The organism is Streptomyces diversicolor (assembly GCF_057537855.1).
Genome location: NZ_BAAJXA010000041.1, coordinates 65637 through 86294 on the forward strand (window position 1 = coordinate 65637; position 20658 = coordinate 86294).

The following is a 20658-nucleotide window of genomic DNA, read 5'->3' on the forward strand; positions in this document are numbered from 1 at the left end:
GGCACGGCAGGTGGTGTGGACGGGCGGTGCACGGTGCGGCGGGCGCACGGTGCGCGCTCCCCTGAGGAGGGGGAGCGGGCGGCGGTCCCGGCCCCGGGCGGGGGACCCGGTGGCCGGGACGCCGGTCTTTCGGCGGGCGGCCCGCTCAGCAGGTCTTGCGGACGTATCCGCGGTCGCCCGGTGCGCTGACGTTCACATCGCGCAGGACGACGCTGAGCCGGTCGCCGAACTCGGCGCACGTCTTCGTGAACGCCTTGTCCTGATACTCGATCACGATGACGTTGTCGCCGAAGCCCTCGGTGTAGTCACCGCACTCGTCCCACTGGCCGCACTCCTCGGCGACGGCGAAGTCGAGTCCGGTGCTCGCGCGGTCCGTGGAGAAACCCGGGGTGTTCTTCTGCGCGATGGCCAGGCCCTTGGCGTGGGCGTGGTCGGAGAGCAGCCTGACGTACGCCTTCGCGTTCGCCTCGCTGATCAGGCTCGTGCGGTCGAAGGTGTCCAGATTGTCCGGCTCGACGGCGTTGAAGCCCTTGCTCGCGCAGCTGTCGATCCACGCGTCGACCTTGGCGGCGATCTGTTTGCGTTTGGCGTCCGTGCGGATGTCCAGCATGGCCTCCCCCCAGTCCTCGTCGTAGACGACGTTGCCGCGTGCGTCCCGCAGCAGCAGGTCGCCCCATTCGCTCTCGGCGCCCGGCTGGGCCTGGAAGGCGTTGACGTAACAGACGGTGTAGAGCCCGGCCGCGGGGGTGGCGGTGTGGTCGCGGCTGACCACCCGCACTCCGGGCGGCGGCGGGTAGGGCGAGCCGATCTGGTAGTCGAAGTCGGCGTGCGCCGGGGGCGGCGCCACCGCCTGGACGGCGTCGGCGGGCGGGGCGAGCAGCAGGGGACCGGCGACGGCCGCGGCCGAGGCCACCGCCGCCGCGGTGAACCCTCGGGTCCGGGCACGGGAGTTGAAGGGCATCACGAGCTCCAGATGATGGGGGGTACGTCCCCGCCTCGGACGCCCCGCTGTCAGGCGGTCGTCCTGGCGACTGTGTCCGGACTTACGGCGTGTGCACCGTGCTACCGGCTGGGCGTACCTCTGGCGCCAGGTGCTCATTTTTGGCGTTGCATGGAGTAAACCGAGCAGCAATCGTCATGTCAACAGATCGAACTTGCGCATCTTGTTCAAATGGGCAAAGACTTCGGCGGGCGGTCGCCGACGAAAAGCCCGGGCCGCCCGGGGCGGCTCCGGGTCTATGCTCGATCCATGCTGAAATCCGAGCGACATGCGCGCATTCTTGAGCATGTCTCAGCGCGCGGCGCCATCGACGTCACCGAGCTGTCCCGGCTGCTGAACGTCTCAGGCGCCACCGTCCGGCGCGATCTGCAACACCTCAGCGGCCGGAACCTGTTGCGCCGGACCCATGGCGGGGCGGTCCTCGGCAGCTCCGCGCTGGAGCTGCCGGTCGAGCACCGTACGGAGCACTGGCGGTCGGAGAAGCAGGCCATCGCCCGTGCCGCGGCCGAGCTGGTGCCCGTGGGCGCGGTCGTCGGGATGACCGGCGGCACCACCGTCACCGAGGTCGCGCGCGTGCTCGCCGCGCGCGGTCCGCTCACCATCGTGACCAACGCCGTCAACATCGCCGCCGAGATGGTCCAGCACCAGGACGTCACCCTGGTCGTCGTCGGCGGCTACGCGCGCACCAAGAGCTACGAACTCGTCGGCCCCATAGCGGAGAAGACCCTCGCCGACCACCACACGGACATCACGTTCCTGGGCGTCGACGGCATCAGCACCGCGCACGGCTGCACGACGCACGACCAGTTGGAGGCCGCGACCGACCGGGCCTTCGCCGACAGCAGCAGCCGGACCGTCGTCCTGGCGGACCACTCGAAGATCGGCAAGGTCACCTTCGCGAAGATCTGCCCGGTCACGGACATCGACCACCTGGTCACCAGCAAGGGCGCCCCCGCGGACGCGCTGTCCGCCATCGCCGACACGGGAGTCACCGTCACGACGGCCGAGTAACCGCCCGGCACAGGCCGCCGCCATGCCGGCACCGGCGCCGCAGGCCGCCGGCAGCCGGCGGTGCGCGGTGTCGATGCGGGGTCAGCCGGACAGCCGGGAGGCCAGTGCCGCGCCGGCCGGCCGTGGCGCCGCCTCCCGCCCCAGGGAGGCCCCATGCCGACGATCACCACGGACAGCGCCGCGGTGCCCGGGCCGCGCCGCAGCGGCGGGTGTCCCTCGTCGCGCCACAGCGCCGTGCTCACCTCCGAGCCACCGGGCCCGGTCCAGCGCCGCAGCAGCCACCAGCCGATCCCGGCCAGCGCCGCGGCGGCGGCCAGGGCCACCACCCGGCGGGCGGCACCGGCCCGCTCGACCGCGGCCAGGAAACTCCCCGACCGGTAGGAACAGGTGAGGTGGGCCGCCGTGCGCAGCAGCACCATCAGGGCGGCACCCGCGAGTCCCGCCAGTACGACCGTGGCCACCACCAGCACCCAGAGCCGCACCGACAGCGCCGGCACATCCGCCGGCGCGAGCAGGTTCGGCTGCTCGACCGTCCCGGCCTCGGCGGCCTCGCGCCCTTCGCTGTCGCTGCCTTGTCCCGCACCCATCGCCCGCCTTCCTCCGACCGCCCGACGAGCGTGTCGCACCCATGCGCAGCCCCGGCCCCGCCCCACCGAGGGCAACAACACGCCCCCTCATCCGCCCGCCGCCCCTGACCCACCGACACCCGCGCGACACCTGCGCCCCACTTGTCGATGCCGGCCTTCCACACGTTGATCCACGGCGAGGGACGCGCACAGGACTCCCCGGCGGCCGCGAGGCCCACGGCATCCGCCGTCCCCGGATCGCCCGGGCGGCGGGGGCCGGAAGGCTACGTGCGTGGCCCGCACCACCCGGACCGTGTACGCCGTCAGCATCGGCCTCGCCATGTCCCTGATCCCCGCTCCGCCCCCCGAACGCGACGTCGGGCTTCCCGCCGTAGTGGGCGAACAGGTGACACCGTGTGAGAGCCGTGCGCCGGCGCGTCCGCCCCGCGCTGGGGCTGACGCGCCGGTGGATCAGACGGGCGGGCGGGGGGAGTCCGCCGGGACCTGATCCGGGATCAGTGCGTCGGGCGTCGACGGCGCCGCCGCCGCGGGCGGCCCGGCCTGGCCGGCGTCGATGCGCCGGCGCAGGACGAGCAGCCACCAGACGAAGCCGAGACCCGCGCCCACGACGACGGTCAGGGCGGTCTGGTTGTTCTCCGCGGGGACGGTGAGGACGACGATGACGGTCGCGCACCAGAGGAGACCGAGGACGAGGGTCGGCCACAGCCGGCGCCCGAGGCCGAAGACGCCTTCGGGAGCCGGCGGAATGCGGCCCTTGCGGTGAGCGATCGCCGTGGCGATCAGGGTGAGCGCGTAGGTGCAGTAATAGGTGAGCCCCACCATCGCGAAGATCTTCTCGACCAGACCGGCGTTGAGCAGGTTGAGGACGACCGCCAGGGCGGTGATGACGAGGATCGCCGCGACAGGGGCGCCGGTGCGCCGCCCGACGGATGCCAGCGGTGTGGAGCCGGGCAGCATCTTGTCCCGGCCGAGCGCGAAGACCATACGGGTGGCGACGGCCATGTTCGCGATGAGGCAGGCGAACAGCGAGGCGAAGGCCACGACCGTCATCACCGCACGGGCGGCGCTGCCGACCTGCGCACCGACGAGACGCAGCACGGGATTGCCGGACCCGCCGAGGAAGGCGGCCGGTGCGGTGGGCAGGTCGATGGCGAGGAGCGCGAAGACGACCAGCCCCATGGCGCCGGACACGGCGACGGCGCGGATCATCGCCCGGGGAGTGGTCCGGCGCGGATCGGTGGTCTCCTCCGCCAGGTCCGCCGCGCCCTCCCAGCCGAGCAGGACGTACACCGGCAGCAGTGCGGCGAGGGCGACGCCGGTGAGCGTGATGGAGCCGCCGCCGACCGGGGTGGTGTCGGTGAGGACGGCCGGGCCCTGGGTGTGGCGGAAGGCGAAGAGCGCGCCGGCGGCCAGCACGAGCGCCAGCAGCACGGTTCCGACCAGTTCGACGGAGGCGCCGACGTTGTTGACGAGGCCCGCGATGCGGACGCCGAACACATTGAGCAGACAGACCACGAGGGTCACGCCGATGCTCAGCGCCTGCACCTGTCCGCGGCTCGGGTGGTCCCAGATCTCGGGGGCGAAGACGGTGCCGACGGCCGCCGCGGTGGCCGCGGTGCCGGCGACGAAGGACATGAGGGCGATCCAGCCGGTGAACCAGCCGAAGTGCGGGCCGACCAGCCGGCTGGACCACTGGTAGGCGTAGCCGGTGAGCGGGATCCGGCCGGCCAGATGGGCGTAGACCAGGACGAGGGTGAAGACCAGCGGGATGACCGCGAGCCACAGCAGGATGGCCACGCCGCCGACCCGGTGGAAGGGATCGCCGAAGAGGGTGACAATGCCGGTGTTGATCGACACCATCGAGAAGGCCAGCGCGAACGAGGTGAAGCCGCCGATGCCGCGCCGTAGCTTTTGCTGGTAGCCCAGCGCGCTCAGGTCGTCGCTGTCGTCGTCGGGGACCGGGGCCGCCGGGGCGGTGGCGCCGAGGTGCGGGGGGCCGGAGGCCGCTGGTTTCGTGTCCATGGCAGGCGCACCTTCCTTCCGCTAGTCCTGACCGCTCTCGATCTCGGTCAGGACGGTGTCCAGCACGTCGAGGGCGTGCGAGAGCTGTTCACGGGTGATGTCGAGCGGCGGCTTGATCTTGATGAGGTTGCCGAGGCCGGCGTAGCGGCTCTCGCCGAAGATGACGCCGTGGTCCAGGCCGCGCAGATAGACCTGGTGCGCTTCCTTCGTGGCGGGTTCCTTGGTGGCCCGGTCGGTGACCAGTTCGACGGACACCATCAGCCCGGGACAGCGTACGTCGCCGATCAGCGGGTGGCGGCGCTGCATCTCCAGCAGCCGCCCGGTGGCGTACGCGCCGTGCTCGGCGGCCCGCTCGGGGAGCCGGTCCTCGATGATGGCGCGTACGGCGGCCAGACCCGCGGCGACGGCGACCGGGAACTGGCCGAAGGTGAGCTGGTCGTCGCCGGGTTCGAAGCGCTCCAGGTCACGGTGGGCGAGGACGCCCGCCAGCGGGAAGCCGCCGCCGACGCCCTTGCCGAAGACGAGGATGTCCGGCCGGATGCCGTAGTGCTGGGCGGCCCACATGCTGCCGGTGCGGCCGAGGCCCGTCTGGACCTCGTCGAGGATCAGCAGGATGCCCTCCTCGTCGCAGATCCGGCGCAGCCCGGCGTGCCAGGCGGCGGGGAACTCGATGTGCCCGCCGTTGCCCTGGACGGGTTCGTAGACGAGGGCGGCGACCTTGCCGTCCACGCCCTTGCGGATGGTGTCCCGCAGCAGGTGCAGGCACAGCTCGGCGTCCTGCTCGGGGTCGAGGCCGGGCCGGGGCCGATAGGTGTCGGGGTGCGGGACGCGGGTGAAGCGGGGCTGGAGCGGGCCGAAGACGTTGTCCGGGTGCGGCCAGCTGGCGGCCATCGTGGACAGCGAGCGGCCGTGGTAGCCGTCCTGCAGGGTCAGGACGTGCTGCGCTCCGGGCCGGTTGCGCAGGGCCAGCTTGAGCGCCATCTCCACGGCCATCGAGCCGTGCAGGGTGAAACCGACCTGTCCGAGCCCGTCGGGGGCGATGCCGACGAGCAGGTCGGCGAGCTCCAGCAGGGCCGGCGTGTGGAAGGTGGGCCTCGCATGGGTGATACGGCGCAGCTGCTCCACCGCCGCCTCCACGACCCGGGGGTCGTTCGCGCCGAGATTGTTCGACCACGCCTGGGCGGTGCAGTCGAGGTATTCGCGGCCGTCGATGTCCCAGACCAGCGAACCGCGGGCCTTGACCAGGGTCAGCATCTCGTCGCCGGCCTGGGGGGACTGGTGCAGAAGTGCGTGGCGGCCGCGGGCGAGGGTCGCGTCCGAGAGCGATGCGGCACGGACATCCATGAGGGGTGCCCCTTTCTGTGGGCGTTTCTGCGGGCGTTGACCAGGGCAGAGGCGGCCGCCTGTGGAAAGAAGCTAGGGCCGGCGGGGGCTGGAAGAGAAATAGCAAATTCCATAGAATTCATTGATGCGGTCGATGAATGTTGAGTTGCGGCATCTTCGGGCCTTCGTAACGGTGGCCACGGAGCTGCACTTCAACCGCGCCGCCGCCCAACTGCACCTGTCCCAGCCCACGTTGAGCCAGACCGTGCGCCAGTTGGAGGACGCGTTGGGCTTCCGGCTGCTGGCGCGCTCGACCCGTTCTGTGGCACTCACACCGAACGGGCAGACGTTCCTCGCCGAGGCCAGGGCCGTACTGGAGCGCTTCGACGGGGCGATGCGTCAGGCCGAGCGGATCGCCTCCGGTCTGGTCGGACGGGTGCGCGTGGGCCACCTCATCGGCTCCGCCATCGATCACATGCCCGCGATCCTGCGGGCCTTCCGCGAGATGTACCCGGACGTCACCCTTGATGTCGAGGAGTACGACTTCCGCTCTCCGGAGGCGGGCCTGGACACCGGCGCGACCGACGTGGCCGTGCTGCGCCCGCCGGTCGACCTGCCGCCCGGATCCCGACTGCACGTCCTGCGCAGCGAACCCCGGGTGGCCTGCGTCGCCGACCTGCACCCGCTCGCCGCGCGCACCGAGGTGAGCGTCGCGGACCTCCTCGACCAGCCGATCGTCGCCGCGCCCGGCAGCGGGACCTGGCGTGACTACTGGCTCCTGCTCGACCACCGCGGCGGCGGCGCACCGCCGGTGGTCCACGAAGCGGCCACCTTCGAGGCGGAACTCCAGGCCGTGGCCTCCGGGCGCGGCATCTCCATCACGCCGGCCACCGCGGCCCGCTTCTACACGCGCCCCGGCCTGGCGTTTCCCGTCATCACCGACATCGCCTGGTGCGACGTCGCCGTGGTGCTGCCCCCCGACCCCCTGCCGGCCGCACGCCACTTCGCCCAGCTGGCCCAGCGGGTGGCCGGCGCCACGCGGGCGGCCCGGCCCGGCGCACCACAATCACCACCCTGACCCGCGTACGGCGCTACGCCCCGGCCGTCGGGGCCGCGCCGCATGCGGGTCGGGGGCGCCGGCGCCGTCCATGCCGCGCGCGGAGGCGACGGCGGTCGCCGCGCGTACCAGCGCGGCCACGGCCCGGCTGCGCGAGTTCTCGGGCCAGGCGATGACGAGCGTGGCCGGTGGGCAGTCCTCGATCGGAACGTAGGCCACGGCCGGCCGGGGATAGGCGGCGGCGACCGAGCGGGGCACGACGGTGGTCGCCTCGCCGAGACCGACGAGGGTGAGCAACTGCGCGAGGTCGTGGGCCCCATGCGCGTCGATGGCGTGCTCCGCCTGGTCGTCGACCTCGTCGGAACCGACGCCCAGGTCTGCCAGCCGTACCCGGCGGGAGCCGGCCAGGGCGTGCCGGGCCGGCAGCGCGGCCACGTGCGGTTCGACCGCGACGACATCCGTGTCGATCCCGGCCCGGTCACGGGGCGCGAACATCAGCGCCGCGTCGGCCTCGCCCGAACGCAGCAGCCCGATGTGCTCGCCCCAGCCGCACAGGCGCACCGCCACGGGTTCGGCATCGGGCTCGGCGGACACCGCGGCGAGGATGTCCTCCAGCAGTCCCCCGTCGGCGTCGGCCTTGACGGCGAGCAGCAGCCTGCCGTCCGGCGCCGCCGCCCGCACGGTGCGCCGGACCGCCGCGTCGAGGGCTTCGAGCGCGGGCCGCGCACCGGCCAGCAGCACCGCCCCGGGCTCCGTCACCTCCACCCTGCGCGTGGTCCGCTCGAACAGGCGCACACCGAGGTCCGCTTCGAGCGCCTGGATCGCGCGGGACAGCGCGGGGCCGGCGATGCCGAGCCGCTGCGCGGCACGCGTGAAGCTGCGCTCCTCGGCCACCGCGACGAAGTAGCGCAAGGTACGGGACTCCACCGCCATGGGGTCATTATGTCCCGGCCGGCAACGCGATTGATGCCCTCATGTTCCTCATCGCTGCTTGATTGATCATTCCGCCGGGTGCGGCCGCGGACCATGCTGGGGCGGGCAACGTACGGAACGGCTCCGAGGCCGGGCAGAACGGAGAAAGCTCATGCGCGCAGTCACCATCGAGCGGTTCGGGGCGACCCCGAGGCTCACGACGCGGCCCGTGCCCGAGCCGGGCCCCGGCCAGGTGCGGGTCAGCATCGAGGCCGCGTCGGTCAACCCGCTGGACACGGCCATCGCCTCCGGCTCTCTGGCCGCCCTCGGCGAGTACCGGTTCCCGCTCACCCTCGGCATGGACGGCGCGGGCACCGTGACCGCGACCGGTGACGGCGTCACCGAATTCGCCGTCGGCGACCGCGTCTTCGGCCAGTTCTGGAGCCAGCCGCTCCAGTTCGGCACCTTCGCCGAGGTCGCCGTCGTCCAGGCCGCTCCCGCGCTCGGCGCGCTGGCCGCCGTCCCGGACGGCCTGCCCAGCCATGTGGCCGCCGCGGTGCCGACCGCGGGCATGACCGCGCTCGGCGCGATCGACCACATGCGGGTACCGCACCACGGCACCCTGCTCGTCCTCGGCGCGACGGGCGGGGTCGGCACCTACGCCGTCCAGATCGCCGCGGCCCAGGGGATCCGGGTCATCGCGACGGCGTCCGCCCGGCTCGTCGACGACCTGCGGAAGCTGGGCGCGGCCGATATCGCCGTCCGCGGCGAGGAGCCGGTCGACCGGGTGCTGCGCAGGCTCGCACCCGACGGCGTCGACGCCGTCCTCGACGCCGTCGGCGACCGCTTCGCCAACGCCCGGGTGGCAGGCGCGGTACGCGACGGGGGTGCCTTCTTCTCGACCGCCTTCGGCCTGGACGAGCACCTTCTCGCCCAGGAGCGGATCCGCACCGCGAACTACCGTCTCGACCGCAAGCCCGAACGGCTCGCCGGCATCGCCGAGCTGGTCACCGCGGGCACGGTCCAGCCGGTCATCGGTTCGCTCCTCCCCCTGACACAGGCCCCGCGCGCCCTCACGGGCGCCATCACCCCCGCAGGACTGCGCGGCAAGACGGTGCTGCACCTGACCTGACAGCCCCGCGCCCCGCCCGCCGGCCCGGTGCTCACAGCTTTCAGCGTGTTTCAGATTCGCGCCGTGTTACGTGGCCGATCCTCTCCGTTCGTCGACGTCACGCGGGCATCACAAGCGTCTGGACTGCTCGCGGCGAGCCTGCTGATCCGGCAATCGGGGCCGGACCGGCGACCGCCCCCGGCGACTCGCCGGACAGGCTGCCTGCATCCGCCAGGGACGGAGTTTCTCGGGGTTTCGCACCGCCCAGACATGTCTGATCCGGTCGCCCGCGATCTCGAACCCGAATACGGTCGCGATGTCGCCGTCCTGCTGCGCCACCAAGCCGGGCAGGCCGTTGACCGTGCACTCCAGGAACGTCGTGCGGTCGCCCGACACACGGGCGATCTCGGCGTAGGCACGTGCGATCTGCACACCGCCCACGATCGGGTGCAGGTGGGTGACGGCCAGCCCGCCACCGTCGGCGGTCGCGGTGGCGTCGGGGTCGAGCAGGCTGATCAGGGCGTCGATGTCCTGGGCCTCCCACGCCGTTCTGAACTGCCTGACAATGCGGGCTTGCCCGGACTTCGGGCCCGCCGGGCTCTGTGCGGTGCGGATGCGACGGCGGGCGGACGAGGCCAGTTGACGGCAGGCAGCCGGAGTGCGGCCGACGATCTCGGCGACCTCGCCGAAGGGGTAGCGGAAGACGTCGTGCAGCACGAACGCGACGCGCTCGGCCGGCGTCATCGAATCCAGGACGACCAGGAAGGCCATCGTCACCGACTCGTCGAGGGTGACCCAGTCAGCCGGGTCGATCCCGCCGACGCCGGAACTCCCGGTGACCCACTCCGTGGGTTCGGGCAGCGGTTCCGGGATCCAGTTGCCCACGTACGTCTCACGCCTGGCCCGCGCCGAGCCGAGCAGATTCAGGCAGATCCGGCTGGCGACCGTCATCAGCCAGGCGCCGGGCGACTCGATGGCCTGCCGCTCCCGCGCGGACATGGCGTACCAGCGGGCGTAGGTCTCCTGCACGACGTCCTCGGCCTCGGCAAGGGAACCGAGGAGTCGGTAGCCGAGGTTGATCAGCCGGCGCCGCTCGCTCATGATCGCGGTGAGGCCCGGATCGCTCTGATCGTCGCGCGGCTCGGCTCTGGTGGTCATGGTCTGGCCGTCTCCCTCGCTCGATTCTGTGCCTCTACCCGTGACGACAAGACAGCGCACCGGAGTGTGAGGCCGGGGCGCCGCCTCACATTCCGAAGGGCCGCGTTGTCGTAACGGCGAGGACGACAACAAGACGGAGAGGCGACTTTGATGAACGACTTCCGGGCCATCGCGGACCGCGTCGAGATCGAGGCACTGCGCGGCGAGTTCACCGACGCGGCGATGATGCGCGACCGGACCCGCCTGGCGTCGCTGTTCACACCGGACGGTGTCCTGCGCATGCCCAACATCCCCGTCGAGCAGATCGGCCGCGAGGAGATCCGTGCCGGAGGCGAGCGGCTGCAGAGCCAGTGGGACTTCTTCGTGCAGAACACTCACCCCGGCACGATCCTGCTCGACGGCGACACCGCGACCGGCCGCGCCTACATCCAGGAACTCGCGCGCGCCCTCGACGGACGCCAGGGTCTGAACTACGCCGTCTACCACGACCGTTACCAGCGCACCGCAGAGGGCTGGAAGTTCGCCGAGCGGGTGTACGAGGTCAGGTATCTCGACACCTCCCCGCTGGCGGGCACGGCGCCCCACGCGGCGCAGGGCTCCGGGACCGAACCGGCAGCAGCCACGGCCACCCCGGCTCCGTCCGCATCCTTCACCGCCCCGGCAACGGCCGAACGACTGGAGCGGGTAGCCGCCGCACTGAGGGCCAACGGCTTCGCCGCCGAGATCCTCGACGACGCCGCAGAAGCGCGTACCCGCGTCAAGGACCTGGTCCCCGAGGGCGCCGGCGTGCTCACCGGAGCCAGCGAGACCCTCCGGCTGTCCGGCATCGACGAGGACATCAACGCCGGCGGCCAGTACGACGCCATCAGGCCGCGCATCCTGGCCATCGACCGTGCCACCGGCGCTGACGAGATCCGAAGGCTGGTCGCCGGCCCCGAATTCGTCATCAACAGTGTCGCCGCGGTCACCGAGACCGGCTCGCTCGTTCTTGCATCGGGCAGCGGGAGCCAACTCCCCGCCAATGCGGGCGGTGCCGCCCACGCGGTCTGGATCGTCGGCGCGCAGAAGGTGGTGCCTGACCTGAGCACGGCCCTGCGCCGCGTCGAGGAGCACGCCCTTCCGCTGGAGAACGCCCGCGCCCAGGCGGTGTACGGGATGCCCAGCGCCGTCAACCGCCTCCTCATCCTCAACGCGGAACCCCGCCCAGGGCGCGGCACCGTGCTGCTTCTCCGAGAGGCCATCGGATACTGACCCGGCCCCGGGGGTGTGTTTGGCTCACGGGCTCAGAGCCGGTCATTGATGGCGTCGATCTGGACGGTGACTTCGTAGCGGACCGCGAGCTTGTCGTACCCCGGCCCTGGTCAGAGCCCTTCCCACGGCGATCAACCCCGGCACGGCCGCGCCCATTGCCGTACGCCCCACCGGATCGGCCTCGACGCCCTCCGCGGTATCCGCCCCAGGAGTCACGGGCAGTCTGCGTGGTCCCCGGTGGGCGGAAGGGTGGGTGAACGCACATGCATATGACTGGCTCCATTCGTCATCGGACGCGGACGCGGGTGCAGGCGCTGGGTGCGCTGGCAGCGGCCGCGGCCCTGGTCGCCGGCTGCGGCAGTGCCGGCGGTACAGCAGGCCGACTGGCGGCGACCGGTGGCGGAGGGCACGGCCCACCAGCTCTCCGGTGGCCGGCGCCGACGCGTCGCCCTCGCCCGCGACCTGGCCCGCGACCGTCGCCTCCTCCTGCTCGACGAGCCGTTCACCGGCCTGGACACCCTCGTCCGCGACGAACTGCGGTGGGAACTGCGCCGCCTCCAGCAAGGCACCGCCGCGACCACCGTGATCGTCACCCACGACCCGCAGGACGCGGCCCTCCTCTCCGACGACATACTCATCCTCGCCCACGGCCGGCTCCTTCAGGCCGGGGACCAGCGCACGGTTTTCTCCCACCCCGCCACCCCGGAGGTCGCTCGGCTGCTCGGCATCCGCTACCTGCACACCGGTCGCCTCACCTGCCCCCACACCCTCGACGTCGACGACGCCCGTATCACCGTGCCCGGCACTGCCGCCTTCACCTGCCGCCCGAAGCCATCACGGTCTGGCCCGCGCCCGCCGACTCCGTCCAGCACCCACTCGCCTTGCGCGCCGGCCGAAGCCGGCTGACCGAAGGCGCGGCCGGCACAACCCCGGGGCTCGGTCCGGGCGACCCACCCTGAGCCTGTTGGATCCGCCGGCAGCGGGCCCGGCTCACGTCCCCCGCACCGGACGGCCAGGAACCGTGTGGCTGATTGCTCACAGCCAGTCCCGTCGCTTGAAGACGACGTACAGACTGGCGCACACGACCCCCATCAGGACGATCGCGAAGGGGTATCCGAGCACCCAGTGCAGCTCCGGCATGTGGGTGAAGTTCATCCCGTAGATCGTGCCGACCAGCGTCGGAGCGAACAGGATGGCCGCCCACGACGAGATCTTCTTGATCTCCTCGTTCTGTTCGAAGCCCGCTTCCGCCAACGCCCGCATCTCCGCGTTCTGTTGCTGGGTGACGAGGGTCGCGTTGACCGTGAGGATTTCGGTGAGCGCCTGACGGAAGCCGTCGACGCGTTCGCTGGTGTGGGTGACGTGGTCGGCGACGTCCCGGAGGTAGCGCTGCAGTTCCTCGTGTGTCTCGTACTTGGCGAAGCCGGCGATGAGGCCGTGCAGCATGCCGACCAGAGGGCGGGTGGCGCGCTGGAACTCGACCATTTCGCGGGAGAGTTCGTAGATACGGCGGGAGACCTCGGGATCACCGCGGAACACCTCGGTCTCGATCTCGTCGATGTCGTTCTGCACGCCCGACACGACGGGCGCGTACCCGTCGACGACCGCGTCGAGTATCGCGTACAGGACCGCCTCCGGGCCCAGCTTCAGCAGGTCGGGGGAGTCCTCCATGCGGGCGCGGACCGCCGAGAGGTCGGGGGCCGCGCCGTGCCGGACCGTGATGACGAAGTCCTGGCCGACGAACACATGCAGCTCGCCGAAGTCGACCTCCTCGGGCGCGTCGAGATAGCGGGCGGCGCGCAGGACGACGAACAGGGTGTCGCCGTACCGTTCCAGCTTCGGCCGCTGGTGTGCCTCCATCGCGTCCTCGACGGCGAGCGGATGCAGGTCGAACTCCTCGGCTAAGGAAAGGAGTTCGTCCGCGGTGGGCCGGGCGAGGCCGATCCACGCCATGCCGGACGGCTGCTCGCGCAGCTCGCGGTAGGTCTGGGCGAGCGTGGCCGGCGAGGAGACACGTACCCCGTCGCGGTACAGGGCCGCCTCGACCACGCCGGCCGGTTCGGCCGGCTCCGCGGGGGCCGGCCCCGCCGTGCTCGCGGCGGGTTCGGCGGCCGGCGGCTGCCGCGGGGGCAGGGCGCGGCGCCGACCGGAGCGCGCGGTCCTGGAGGCGGGGCGGGCGCGTCGCTCGGGCATCGCGGCAGCCTCTCGTCGAGCCGAGGTGATGGTCCTGGAGCAGGATATACGGGGCAAACAGACCGCAGAACGCCGCCCGCCCAGCCCTCACGCCGGGAAGCCACCCCGAGCCACGTAAGGAGCCCCCTTGCGAACGCGACCGCGAAACGACGGCGCGGGGAACGGCGCGACCAGCCGCAACGGAGCCGCAGGCGATACACGGCACGTCGCGGCACTCCCAGCGGAGCGCTCAGGTGGCAACGGCCACCACGAGCAGATACGAGCCGACCACGTTGCCGAGCGCGGTCGCCACGGTCTTGCGAGGCCGCCCGTTGGAACAGGGGGCCGCCGTGCGCCGCCGGACGGCCGCGCGAGGCCGTCGGCACCCGCACCGCAGGACGGGCGAAGCGGGCAGGCGCCGCGGGCGGATGGAGCGGACGCGGGGACGCGGGCAGATGGATAGGGGGGCGTTGCGGGCCGCTCGTGGAGGCCCGCAACGCCCCCCTGGCTCTGCCTGAGGGGTACTCAGGAGTTCGGTTCCGGGTGCGAGAGCCCCGCCCGGCTAGGAGTTGACCTGCGCGGTCACCAGGTCGGAGAAGGTGGTCAGCCGGGTGTAGACACCCGGGTAACCGGCGCGGGCGCAGCCCTCGCCCCAGGAAGTGATCCCTGCCAGGACGCCCCCGATGAGCAGGGGACCGCCGCTGTCGCCCTGGCAGGTGTCCACGCCGCCGGAGGTGTATCCGGCGCACACCATGTCGGTCTGGACGAAGTCCGAACCGTAGGAGGTACGGCAGCTGGAGTCGGACACGACCGGCACGGTCGCGGTCCGCAGCTGGTTGGAGGAGCTTCCGCTCTCCGAGGTGGTGCCCCAGCCGAGGACGCGGGCCGTGGTGCCGGCCGCGTACACACCCGTCTGGGAGGAGGAGACGTACGACGCCGTGGTGTACGGCATGGACGTGGACAAGGTCAGCACGGCCACGTCGTCGCCGTTGGTGGCGTCGGTGTAGCCGGGGTTGATCCAGATCTTGCTGACCCGGCTGACCGTGCCGTTGGTGCCGTTGAGGTAGGTCCGGCCGCCCACCACGCGCACGCTGCCGGTGGTTTCACCGACCATGCAGTGCGCGGCCGTGACCACCTTGGTGGGGGACACCAGGGTGCCGCCGCAGAACTGGTTCTGCGAGGCGTCCGTGATCTGCATCATGAACGGGTACGCGGTCGTCGTGGTCGTCGTACCGCCGACGACGGGCCGCGGGGCCGCGAGCGCCGTGGGGGCGGCGAGCAGCGCGGTCGCGGCGGCGGCGGTGGCCACGAGGGCGGCGGTCCTTCTTGCGCGGGTGAGCCCGAACATGAGTCTCCTCAGTGGGGGGTTGCCGGTGGGGGCGCGCGGTGGGGGGTGGTCCATGAGGGCCGCGGTACCGACCCCCATGTGCCCGGGCGAGCGGCACGCCCTTACGCTAGGACCCGGAACCCACGACTCCAATGAGGGAACCCCCTAAGGGAGTAGGGCAGGGAAAACCCTCGGTCGGGCCCAGTAAACCGGCAGTGATCTCACTTCGCCCGGCGGCCCGCCGCCAATCGGACGATATCCACCCGCGAACGGATCCCGAGCTTGCGGTACACCCGGGTGAGGGTCGCCTCGACCGTCTTGACGCTGACGAACAGGCGCGCGGCGATCTCCCGGTTGGTCGCGCCCTCCATGACGAGACCGGCCACTTGACGCTCCGTCGGGGCCAGCCCTTCGAGCCCGTCGGGCGCGACCGGGGCGACGGGCGGCCGCGGATCCGGGTCGGTCAGCGCCTCGTCCACCCGGCGCAGCCAGGGCAGCGCACGGCAGCGGCGGAAGAGCCGGGTGGCCTCGTCGTACGCCGTCGCCCGTCCGCGGGCCGCGGCGGCGGGGTCCGCGGTGTCCGGGTCCGGCCGCCGGGTGCGCAGCGCGGCCAGCGCGAAGGCGGCCCGCGCCTCCTCCAGACCGTAGCCCAGTTTGGCCAGCCGGTCCTGAGCGGAGGTCAGCTGGGAGACGGCGGCCTCCCGTTCGCCGCGGGCGGCGCGCACCAGTGCCTCGGCCCGGTCCAGTACGGCGAGGACACTCTCCCGGCCGAGCCGCAGCGCATGCTCCCGGGCGACGGCGATGACGTCCTGCGCCTCATCGGGTTCACCGATCCGGACGAGCGCTTCGGCCAGGTCGCCCTGCCAGCGGCCACGCGCCGGGTCCGTGATGCCGAGTCCCAGCTCCAGTTCGCGCACCCGGCGCAGCGAGCGGACCGTGCCCGCCGCGTCCCCGGCCACCAGCTGGGCGTACCCGAGTGCGCCCAGCGCCCTGGACAGATACATCTGGTCGCCGTCCTCCTGGGCGTGCTGCACCGCCTCCCGGGCGAGCGCGAGCGCCCGGTCCACGTCGCCACCGGAGGCTTCGGCGAGCGAGGTGAGCATGGCGGAGGCGGTCTCGCCGATGCCGGAGTCCCGGGCCAGCCGCAGTCCTTCGCGGGCCAGGTCGAGGGCCCGGCCGCAGTGCCCGGAGCGCAGCTCGGTCTCGGCGAGTCCGCGCAGGAAGTGCACCTCGCTCTCCACCGATCCGCGCCGGCGGACCTCGCGCAGCAGCGCGGTGACGGTCGCCCGCGCCTCGGCGAGCTGGTCGCCCATGACCAGCCAGCGGAACCGGGCGCTGCCCGCGCCGTTGTGATGGCAGGCGACCGCGGGGTCCTGAGGCTCCTTCAGGGCGCGTTTGATGGTGGCCGGCGCGTTCGGATGGCCCATCAGGGTCTCGGTCTGGGCCTGGAAGGCGAGGGAGAGCAGTTCGGTGCGCCGGTCACCGCCGCGGGCGGCCAGCTCCGCCGCGTGCGCGGCCGCCTGCCGGGCCTCGGTGAAGTCGCCCTGCACGATCAGGGCGCGCCAGGCGAGCTGGTAGTGGACCAGGGCGAGCAGCCGCGGGTCGTCCCCGGCGTCGGCCAGGGCCTGCGGGAAGACCGAGTCGACCTCGCTCATGGTGTGGCCGGCCGTGTCGATCACGATGATCCAGGCCCGTACCCGGTCGGTGGGCACGGTGGTCCGGGTCAGCACCTCGTGGGCGATGTCCCGGGCGAGGTCGACCTCGCCCGCGGTGATCGCGTCCTCGGCGGCCTGCAACCGGCGCTCCTCGGGGCCCGGCACGGTGTCGGCGGGGCTGTGCCGGGCGGCGAGCAGACCGAGCTGCGCCGCCACGGAGGGGGCCCCGCGGTCCCGGGCCTGCGCGGCGGCCTCGGCGAGCCGGCCGGCGACCTCGGGGTCGGTGCCGGTGGTGGCCAGGGCGAGGTGGCGGGCCCGCTCTATCGGATCGGAGGCCGCGGTGGACAGCGCGGCGTGCGCGGCCCGCCGCTCGGGCGCGGGCGCCTCCGCGTACAGGGCGGCCGAGATGAGCGGGTGCGCGAACCGGATGGCCGGCCCGGCGGGGCCGTCCAGGTCGGTGGCCAGCAGACCGAGTTCGGCGGCCTGGGCGCATTCGGCCTCGGCGTTGTCGCGGCCGGCCGCGAGCAGCAGGGCGGGCGTGGGGCGGGCGCCCGCGCTGGCCACCAGCAGGGTGCGGCGGGCCTCGACCGACAGCATGTCGAGGCGGCTGAGCACCAGGGCGCGCAGCGAGGTGGGCACGGGCAGCGGCTCGCCGGGCCGCGGCGGGGTCGGGCTCTCGGCCAGGGCGCGGCCCAGTTCCAGGGCGAAGAGCGGGTTGCCGCCGCTGGTGCGGTGGATCTCGCGGACCGTGGAGCGGGACAGGCGGTGGCCGCGGTGGTCGAGCAGCGTGGCCACCTGGGTGCGGGAGAGCGGGCCGAGGCGTACGGCGACGGTGTCCGGCGGGGACGCGCGTAGATAGCGGTCGTACTCCTGCCCGTCGGTGCGCAGGGCGCACAGCAGTTGCACCGGGGTGCCGCCCAGCCGGCGGGCCGCGAAGCCGAGGAGTTCGGCACTGGCCGGATCGAGCCACTGCAGGTCGTCGGCGACGATCAGGACGCTGCCCTCGGCGGCGAGGGCGCGCAGCGCGGAGAGCACCGCGAGGCGCAGGGCCAGGCCGTCGCGCTGGAGGGTGGACTCGCCGCGGCCGGTGAGGGCCGACTCCAGGGCGGTGCGCTGTGCCGCGGGCAGCCGTCCGGAGACCTGGTCGAGGACCAGTCCGAAGAGGTCGGCCAGGGCCAGGAAGGGCAGATGGGATTCGGACTCGGTGGCGGAGCAGCGCAACACGGTGCGGGCGGCAGCGGCGTATTCCGCCGCCAATGCGCGCAGGACGGTCGATTTCCCTATTCCGGCGGGGCCGTGCAGCAGGACGCTGCCGCCCGAGGCGAGCTGGTCACGGGCCGCGGCCAGCGGTTCGTCCCGGCCGAAGACCAGGTCGGGGCGGCATCTCGCAGGCTCCTGGAAGTCCCGTCGCACGGTCGCCGCTCCCCTCGTGTCGTGTCCGGGCCAAATTCTAGGCAATGATCACCGGAATTCGGACGGAAGGCGTGGTGAGGGAAATAACAGCCCCTACGCGCAGGGAATTCAAAGATCCGTCCCAAGGAATGGACGGGCACCCTACGGGAGCAGTCCCGCACGGCGGGCCGCCGCCACCGACTCGCCACGCGTGTGGGTGCCCAGCTTGCGCATCGCCGAACGCAGATAGCCCTTGACCGTCTCGGGGCGCAGGCCCAGCCGGTCCGCCACGGCCGCGTTGGTCGCGCCGGCCGCCACCCAGGCGAGGACATCCAGTTCGCGCGGTGCGAGATGCGCGCCTCGCGCCGGCTCCGGCGCCGTCAACAACCCGCAGGCGGCCAGCAGTTCGGCCCGCAGCTCCGGGTCGGCGAGCTTCGGCGCCAGGGCGCGCAGCGCGGCGTGGGCCTCGCGCACCTGCTCCCAGCCGGGACCGCACGGACCGCGTCCGCCGTCCGCCGGCAACTCCGGGCGGGCCGCCGCCAGCAGCCCGCGCGCCTCGTCGCGCACCACGAGCGCCTGCTCCACGTCCCGGGCCGCGGCCACCGCCGCGCTCAGCGTGCGGTCGCCCAGCGGCTGCGCCGAGCGCAGCGCGCCGTACAGCACGCCCCGCACCCGACGGCGCACCACCACCGGCACGGCGAGCACCGAACGCAGACCCTCGGCGGCCACCGGCACGTCGTACTCGTGGCTGATCTGCCGCGAGGAGGAGTAGTCCGTCACGGCGCACGGCCGCGCGAGGGCCACCGCCTTGCCGCCGAGGCCGTTGCCCGAGGTCACCGCGAGCGCGCGCAGCGCCGGCGTGGACGTGCCGCTCAGTTCGCTGATGCGCATCCTCGACCGGCCGGCCTCCACCAGGCCGCCGAAGGCGACCGGCAGCCCGGTGACGCGCCGCAGCCGGGCCAGGGCACCGCTGATCTCCACCGCCCCCGCGACGTCCGCTGCCACCTGTTCGCCCCTTCGTCGCGGCCCTGGTGCGCTGCACACCCCCGTTCGGGGGTAGTGAGACCTGCATCACGGATTACCGGGACTCATGCAGAAAGCCCCGGCGTTCACGCCGGGGATGAATGCATCGCAAGACTGCTCTGACGTGCATCTTAGAGCGGACGTTTTTGCTGCTCGATGTACGGGCGGACGATCGCCAGCGGTGCTCCGCCGCACGATGCGGAGAAAGACGGGGGCGACCACAGGTGGCCGTGCATGATGGCGCGGTTGATCCGGCCGGTGAACTCTCCCGGTGGTGCCTCCCAGCCGTATCCGGCGGGCGGACACGCCCTTGAGGCTGTTGACCGGCTTCGAGACGGCGACCTCGGGCGGGCGGTGCACCGGGAGGTGGACGTGATCGCGTTCGCCGTTGAACTCCTTCAGCTCCGGGTGGTACTTCGTCACGAAGACCACGTGCCCATGCATCGCCGAGACGACGTGCCTGCCCCGCTTGGAGTCCGTTTTGCTCATCCATGCGACCGGTGGTGGATAGGGTCTTGGTCATGCAGCTCCGCTACAACTTCCGGGCCTACCCGGACGCCGCCCAGCGCCGTGCGCTGGCGCGGGCGTTCGGGTGCGCCCGGGTGGTGTGGAACGACTGCCTGCGCGACCGGAAGGAAGCACACGCGGCAGGACTGCCGTACGTGACGTCGGCCGAGCTGTCCCGGCTTCGCATCACTCAGGCCAAGCGCACCGAGGAACGGGCCTGGCTGGCCGACGTGTCGGCGGTCGTCCTGCAACAGTCCCTGCGGGATCTGGATGCCGCCTACAAGAACTTCTTCGACTCGGTCACAGGCAAGCGGCAGGGCCGCAAGGCCGGCCCTCCCCGCTACAAGTCGAAGAAGGACACCCGGCAGTCCATCCGTCTCAACACCAACGCCTTCTCCCTGAAGGGCGACGGCAGGGTGTACGTGGCCAAGGTCGGCAGCCTCAAGGTCAGGTGGTCCCGCCGGCTTCCGGCCGCGCCCACGTCCCTGACCGTCACCAAAGACAGCTCCGGCCGGTACTTCCTCAGCTTCGTCGTGGACACCGAGCCGGACATCCTCCCGCAGGTGGAAGCGGAGTCCGGCATCGACCTCGGCCTGTCCGCGTTCGCGGTCCTGTCCGACGGGACGAAGATCAGTGCCCCGCGCTTTCTGCGCCGGGCCGAGAAGAAGCTCAAGCGCCTTCAGCGGGAGCTGTCCCGCAAGGCCAGGGGATCGAGGAACCGGGCCAAGGCCCGCATCAAGGTCGCACGCCAGCACGCCAAGGTCGCCGACCGGCGCCGGGACTGGCACCACAAGGCTTCCACGCAGATCATCCGCGACAACCAAGCGGTGTACGTGGAAGACCTCGCGGTGTCCGGCCTCGGGCGCAGCCGGCTCGCCAAGTCCGTATACGACGCGGGATGGTCCGCGTTCGTCGGCATGCTGGAGTACAAGGCGGCTCTGCACGGCCGCACCTTCGCCAAGGTGGACCGGGCCTTCCCGTCCTCCCAGGTCTGCTCCGCCTGCGGATTCCGGGACGGCCCCAAGCCCCTGCACGTCCGGCAGTGGACGTGCGGCGCGTGCCACACCGTGCACGACCGCGACCACAACGCAGCCCGCAACGTCCTCTTCGAAGGACGCCGTGTCGTCGCCGCCGGACGGGTGGAGACGTT

At 72.4% G+C, this 20658-nt stretch carries 16 protein-coding genes and 1 pseudogene; 7 read left to right on the top strand and 10 right to left on the bottom strand.

Annotation, left to right across the window (positions count from 1 at the left end; translation table 11 throughout):
* Positions 1-145 precede the first annotated feature (145 nt).
* The gene (locus AC27LF_RS35835) at positions 146-961 is read right to left on the bottom strand and encodes an endo alpha-1,4 polygalactosaminidase (protein WP_479660435.1); all 816 of its coding nucleotides are present in this window, start codon (positions 959-961) and stop codon (positions 146-148) included.
* Positions 962-1249: 288 nt separating this feature from the next.
* On the opposite strand from AC27LF_RS35835, the gene AC27LF_RS35840 reads away from it, so the two are divergent.
* Positions 1250-2011, top strand: coding sequence for a DeoR/GlpR family DNA-binding transcription regulator (locus AC27LF_RS35840; RefSeq protein WP_479660434.1), 762 nt, complete (start codon positions 1250-1252; stop codon positions 2009-2011).
* Positions 2012-2164: 153 nt separating this feature from the next.
* Positions 2165-2392: a hypothetical protein gene (locus AC27LF_RS35845; RefSeq protein WP_479660433.1), complete on the top strand. Its 228-nt coding sequence runs from the start codon at positions 2165-2167 to the stop codon at positions 2390-2392.
* 656 nt (positions 2393-3048) lie between these two features.
* Here the strand turns inward: AC27LF_RS35845 and AC27LF_RS35850 are convergent.
* Positions 3049-4620 (bottom strand): APC family permease, encoded by a 1572-nt coding sequence (locus AC27LF_RS35850; RefSeq protein ID WP_479660432.1) that lies wholly within the window; start codon positions 4618-4620, stop codon positions 3049-3051.
* Between the two features lie 21 nt (positions 4621-4641).
* The gene (locus AC27LF_RS35855; protein WP_479660431.1) at positions 4642-5964 is read right to left on the bottom strand and encodes an aspartate aminotransferase family protein; all 1323 of its coding nucleotides are present in this window, start codon (positions 5962-5964) and stop codon (positions 4642-4644) included.
* 124 nt (positions 5965-6088) lie between these two features.
* Between AC27LF_RS35855 and AC27LF_RS35860 the strand changes: the two genes are divergently transcribed.
* A complete protein-coding gene (locus tag AC27LF_RS35860) occupies positions 6089-7021 on the top strand; it encodes a LysR family transcriptional regulator (RefSeq protein ID WP_479660430.1) in 933 nt (310 codons plus the stop codon).
* On the opposite strand, the gene AC27LF_RS35865 is transcribed toward AC27LF_RS35860, so the two are convergent.
* A complete protein-coding gene (locus AC27LF_RS35865) occupies positions 7010-7933 on the bottom strand; it encodes a LysR family transcriptional regulator (protein ID WP_479660429.1) in 924 nt (307 codons plus the stop codon). The genes AC27LF_RS35860 and AC27LF_RS35865 overlap by 12 nt on opposite strands.
* Positions 7934-8084: 151 nt before the next feature.
* On the opposite strand from AC27LF_RS35865, the gene AC27LF_RS35870 reads away from it, so the two are divergent.
* Positions 8085-9044, top strand: a complete 960-nt coding sequence (locus AC27LF_RS35870) for an NADP-dependent oxidoreductase (protein WP_479660428.1) — start codon at positions 8085-8087, stop codon at positions 9042-9044.
* Between the two features lie 108 nt (positions 9045-9152).
* Here AC27LF_RS35870 and sigJ read toward each other — a convergent pair whose 3' ends face one another.
* Positions 9153-10181: an RNA polymerase sigma factor SigJ gene (sigJ, locus tag AC27LF_RS35875; protein ID WP_479660427.1), complete on the bottom strand. Its 1029-nt coding sequence runs from the start codon at positions 10179-10181 to the stop codon at positions 9153-9155.
* A gap of 150 nt (positions 10182-10331) precedes the next feature.
* On the opposite strand from sigJ, the gene AC27LF_RS35880 reads away from it, so the two are divergent.
* Both AC27LF_RS35880 and AC27LF_RS35885 read left to right on the top strand, forming a co-directional pair.
* The gene (locus AC27LF_RS35880; RefSeq protein WP_479660426.1) at positions 10332-11432 is read left to right on the top strand and encodes an LUD domain-containing protein; all 1101 of its coding nucleotides are present in this window, start codon (positions 10332-10334) and stop codon (positions 11430-11432) included.
* A gap of 360 nt (positions 11433-11792) precedes the next feature.
* Complete coding sequence (locus tag AC27LF_RS35885) at positions 11793-12338, top strand: ATP-binding cassette domain-containing protein (RefSeq protein ID WP_479660425.1); 546 nt, start codon at positions 11793-11795, stop codon at positions 12336-12338.
* Between the two features lie 129 nt (positions 12339-12467).
* Here the strand turns inward: AC27LF_RS35885 and AC27LF_RS35890 are convergent, their stop codons facing one another.
* The 5 genes and pseudogenes from AC27LF_RS35890 to tnpA all read right to left on the bottom strand — a co-directional run bounded on the left by AC27LF_RS35890 (position 12468) and on the right by tnpA (position 19445).
* On the bottom strand, positions 12468-13625 hold the full coding sequence (locus AC27LF_RS35890; protein WP_479660424.1) for a magnesium and cobalt transport protein CorA: 1158 nt from the start codon (positions 13623-13625) through the stop codon (positions 12468-12470).
* 541 nt (positions 13626-14166) lie between these two features.
* Positions 14167-14952, bottom strand: a complete 786-nt coding sequence (locus tag AC27LF_RS35895) for a S1 family peptidase (RefSeq protein ID WP_479660423.1) — start codon at positions 14950-14952, stop codon at positions 14167-14169.
* A gap of 200 nt (positions 14953-15152) precedes the next feature.
* Positions 15153-17999 (bottom strand): helix-turn-helix transcriptional regulator, encoded by a 2847-nt coding sequence (locus tag AC27LF_RS35900; protein ID WP_479660422.1) that lies wholly within the window; start codon positions 17997-17999, stop codon positions 15153-15155.
* Between the two features lie 141 nt (positions 18000-18140).
* The gene (locus AC27LF_RS35905; RefSeq protein WP_479660421.1) at positions 18141-18983 is read right to left on the bottom strand and encodes a helix-turn-helix transcriptional regulator; all 843 of its coding nucleotides are present in this window, start codon (positions 18981-18983) and stop codon (positions 18141-18143) included.
* Positions 18984-19132: 149 nt separating this feature from the next.
* A pseudogene (gene tnpA / locus AC27LF_RS35910) lies at positions 19133-19445 on the bottom strand (IS200/IS605 family transposase).
* 77 nt (positions 19446-19522) lie between these two features.
* Here tnpA and AC27LF_RS35915 point away from each other — a divergent pair.
* Positions 19523-20658: RNA-guided endonuclease InsQ/TnpB family protein (locus AC27LF_RS35915; protein WP_479660420.1), on the top strand; the 1136-nt coding region annotated here is incomplete at its 3' end.

What these genes read in the sequence shown, in the direction of transcription:
- AC27LF_RS35835 (WP_479660435.1), bottom strand. Translation starts at nt 961, where the DNA reads ATGCCCTTCAACTCCCGTGCCCGGACCCGAGGGTTCACCGCGGCGGCG.
- AC27LF_RS35840 (WP_479660434.1), top strand. Translation starts at nt 1,250, where the DNA reads ATGCTGAAATCCGAGCGACATGCGCGCATTCTTGAGCATGTCTCAGCG.
- AC27LF_RS35845 (WP_479660433.1), top strand. Translation starts at nt 2,165, where the DNA reads ATGCCGACGATCACCACGGACAGCGCCGCGGTGCCCGGGCCGCGCCGC.
- AC27LF_RS35850 (WP_479660432.1), bottom strand. Translation starts at nt 4,620, where the DNA reads ATGGACACGAAACCAGCGGCCTCCGGCCCCCCGCACCTCGGCGCCACC.
- AC27LF_RS35855 (WP_479660431.1), bottom strand. Translation starts at nt 5,964, where the DNA reads ATGGATGTCCGTGCCGCATCGCTCTCGGACGCGACCCTCGCCCGCGGC.
- AC27LF_RS35860 (WP_479660430.1), top strand. Translation starts at nt 6,089, where the DNA reads ATGCGGTCGATGAATGTTGAGTTGCGGCATCTTCGGGCCTTCGTAACG.
- AC27LF_RS35865 (WP_479660429.1), bottom strand. Translation starts at nt 7,933, where the DNA reads ATGGCGGTGGAGTCCCGTACCTTGCGCTACTTCGTCGCGGTGGCCGAG.
- AC27LF_RS35870 (WP_479660428.1), top strand. Translation starts at nt 8,085, where the DNA reads ATGCGCGCAGTCACCATCGAGCGGTTCGGGGCGACCCCGAGGCTCACG.
- sigJ (WP_479660427.1), bottom strand. Translation starts at nt 10,181, where the DNA reads ATGACCACCAGAGCCGAGCCGCGCGACGATCAGAGCGATCCGGGCCTC.
- AC27LF_RS35880 (WP_479660426.1), top strand. Translation starts at nt 10,332, where the DNA reads ATGAACGACTTCCGGGCCATCGCGGACCGCGTCGAGATCGAGGCACTG.
- AC27LF_RS35890 (WP_479660424.1), bottom strand. Translation starts at nt 13,625, where the DNA reads ATGCCCGAGCGACGCGCCCGCCCCGCCTCCAGGACCGCGCGCTCCGGT.
- AC27LF_RS35895 (WP_479660423.1), bottom strand. Translation starts at nt 14,952, where the DNA reads ATGTTCGGGCTCACCCGCGCAAGAAGGACCGCCGCCCTCGTGGCCACC.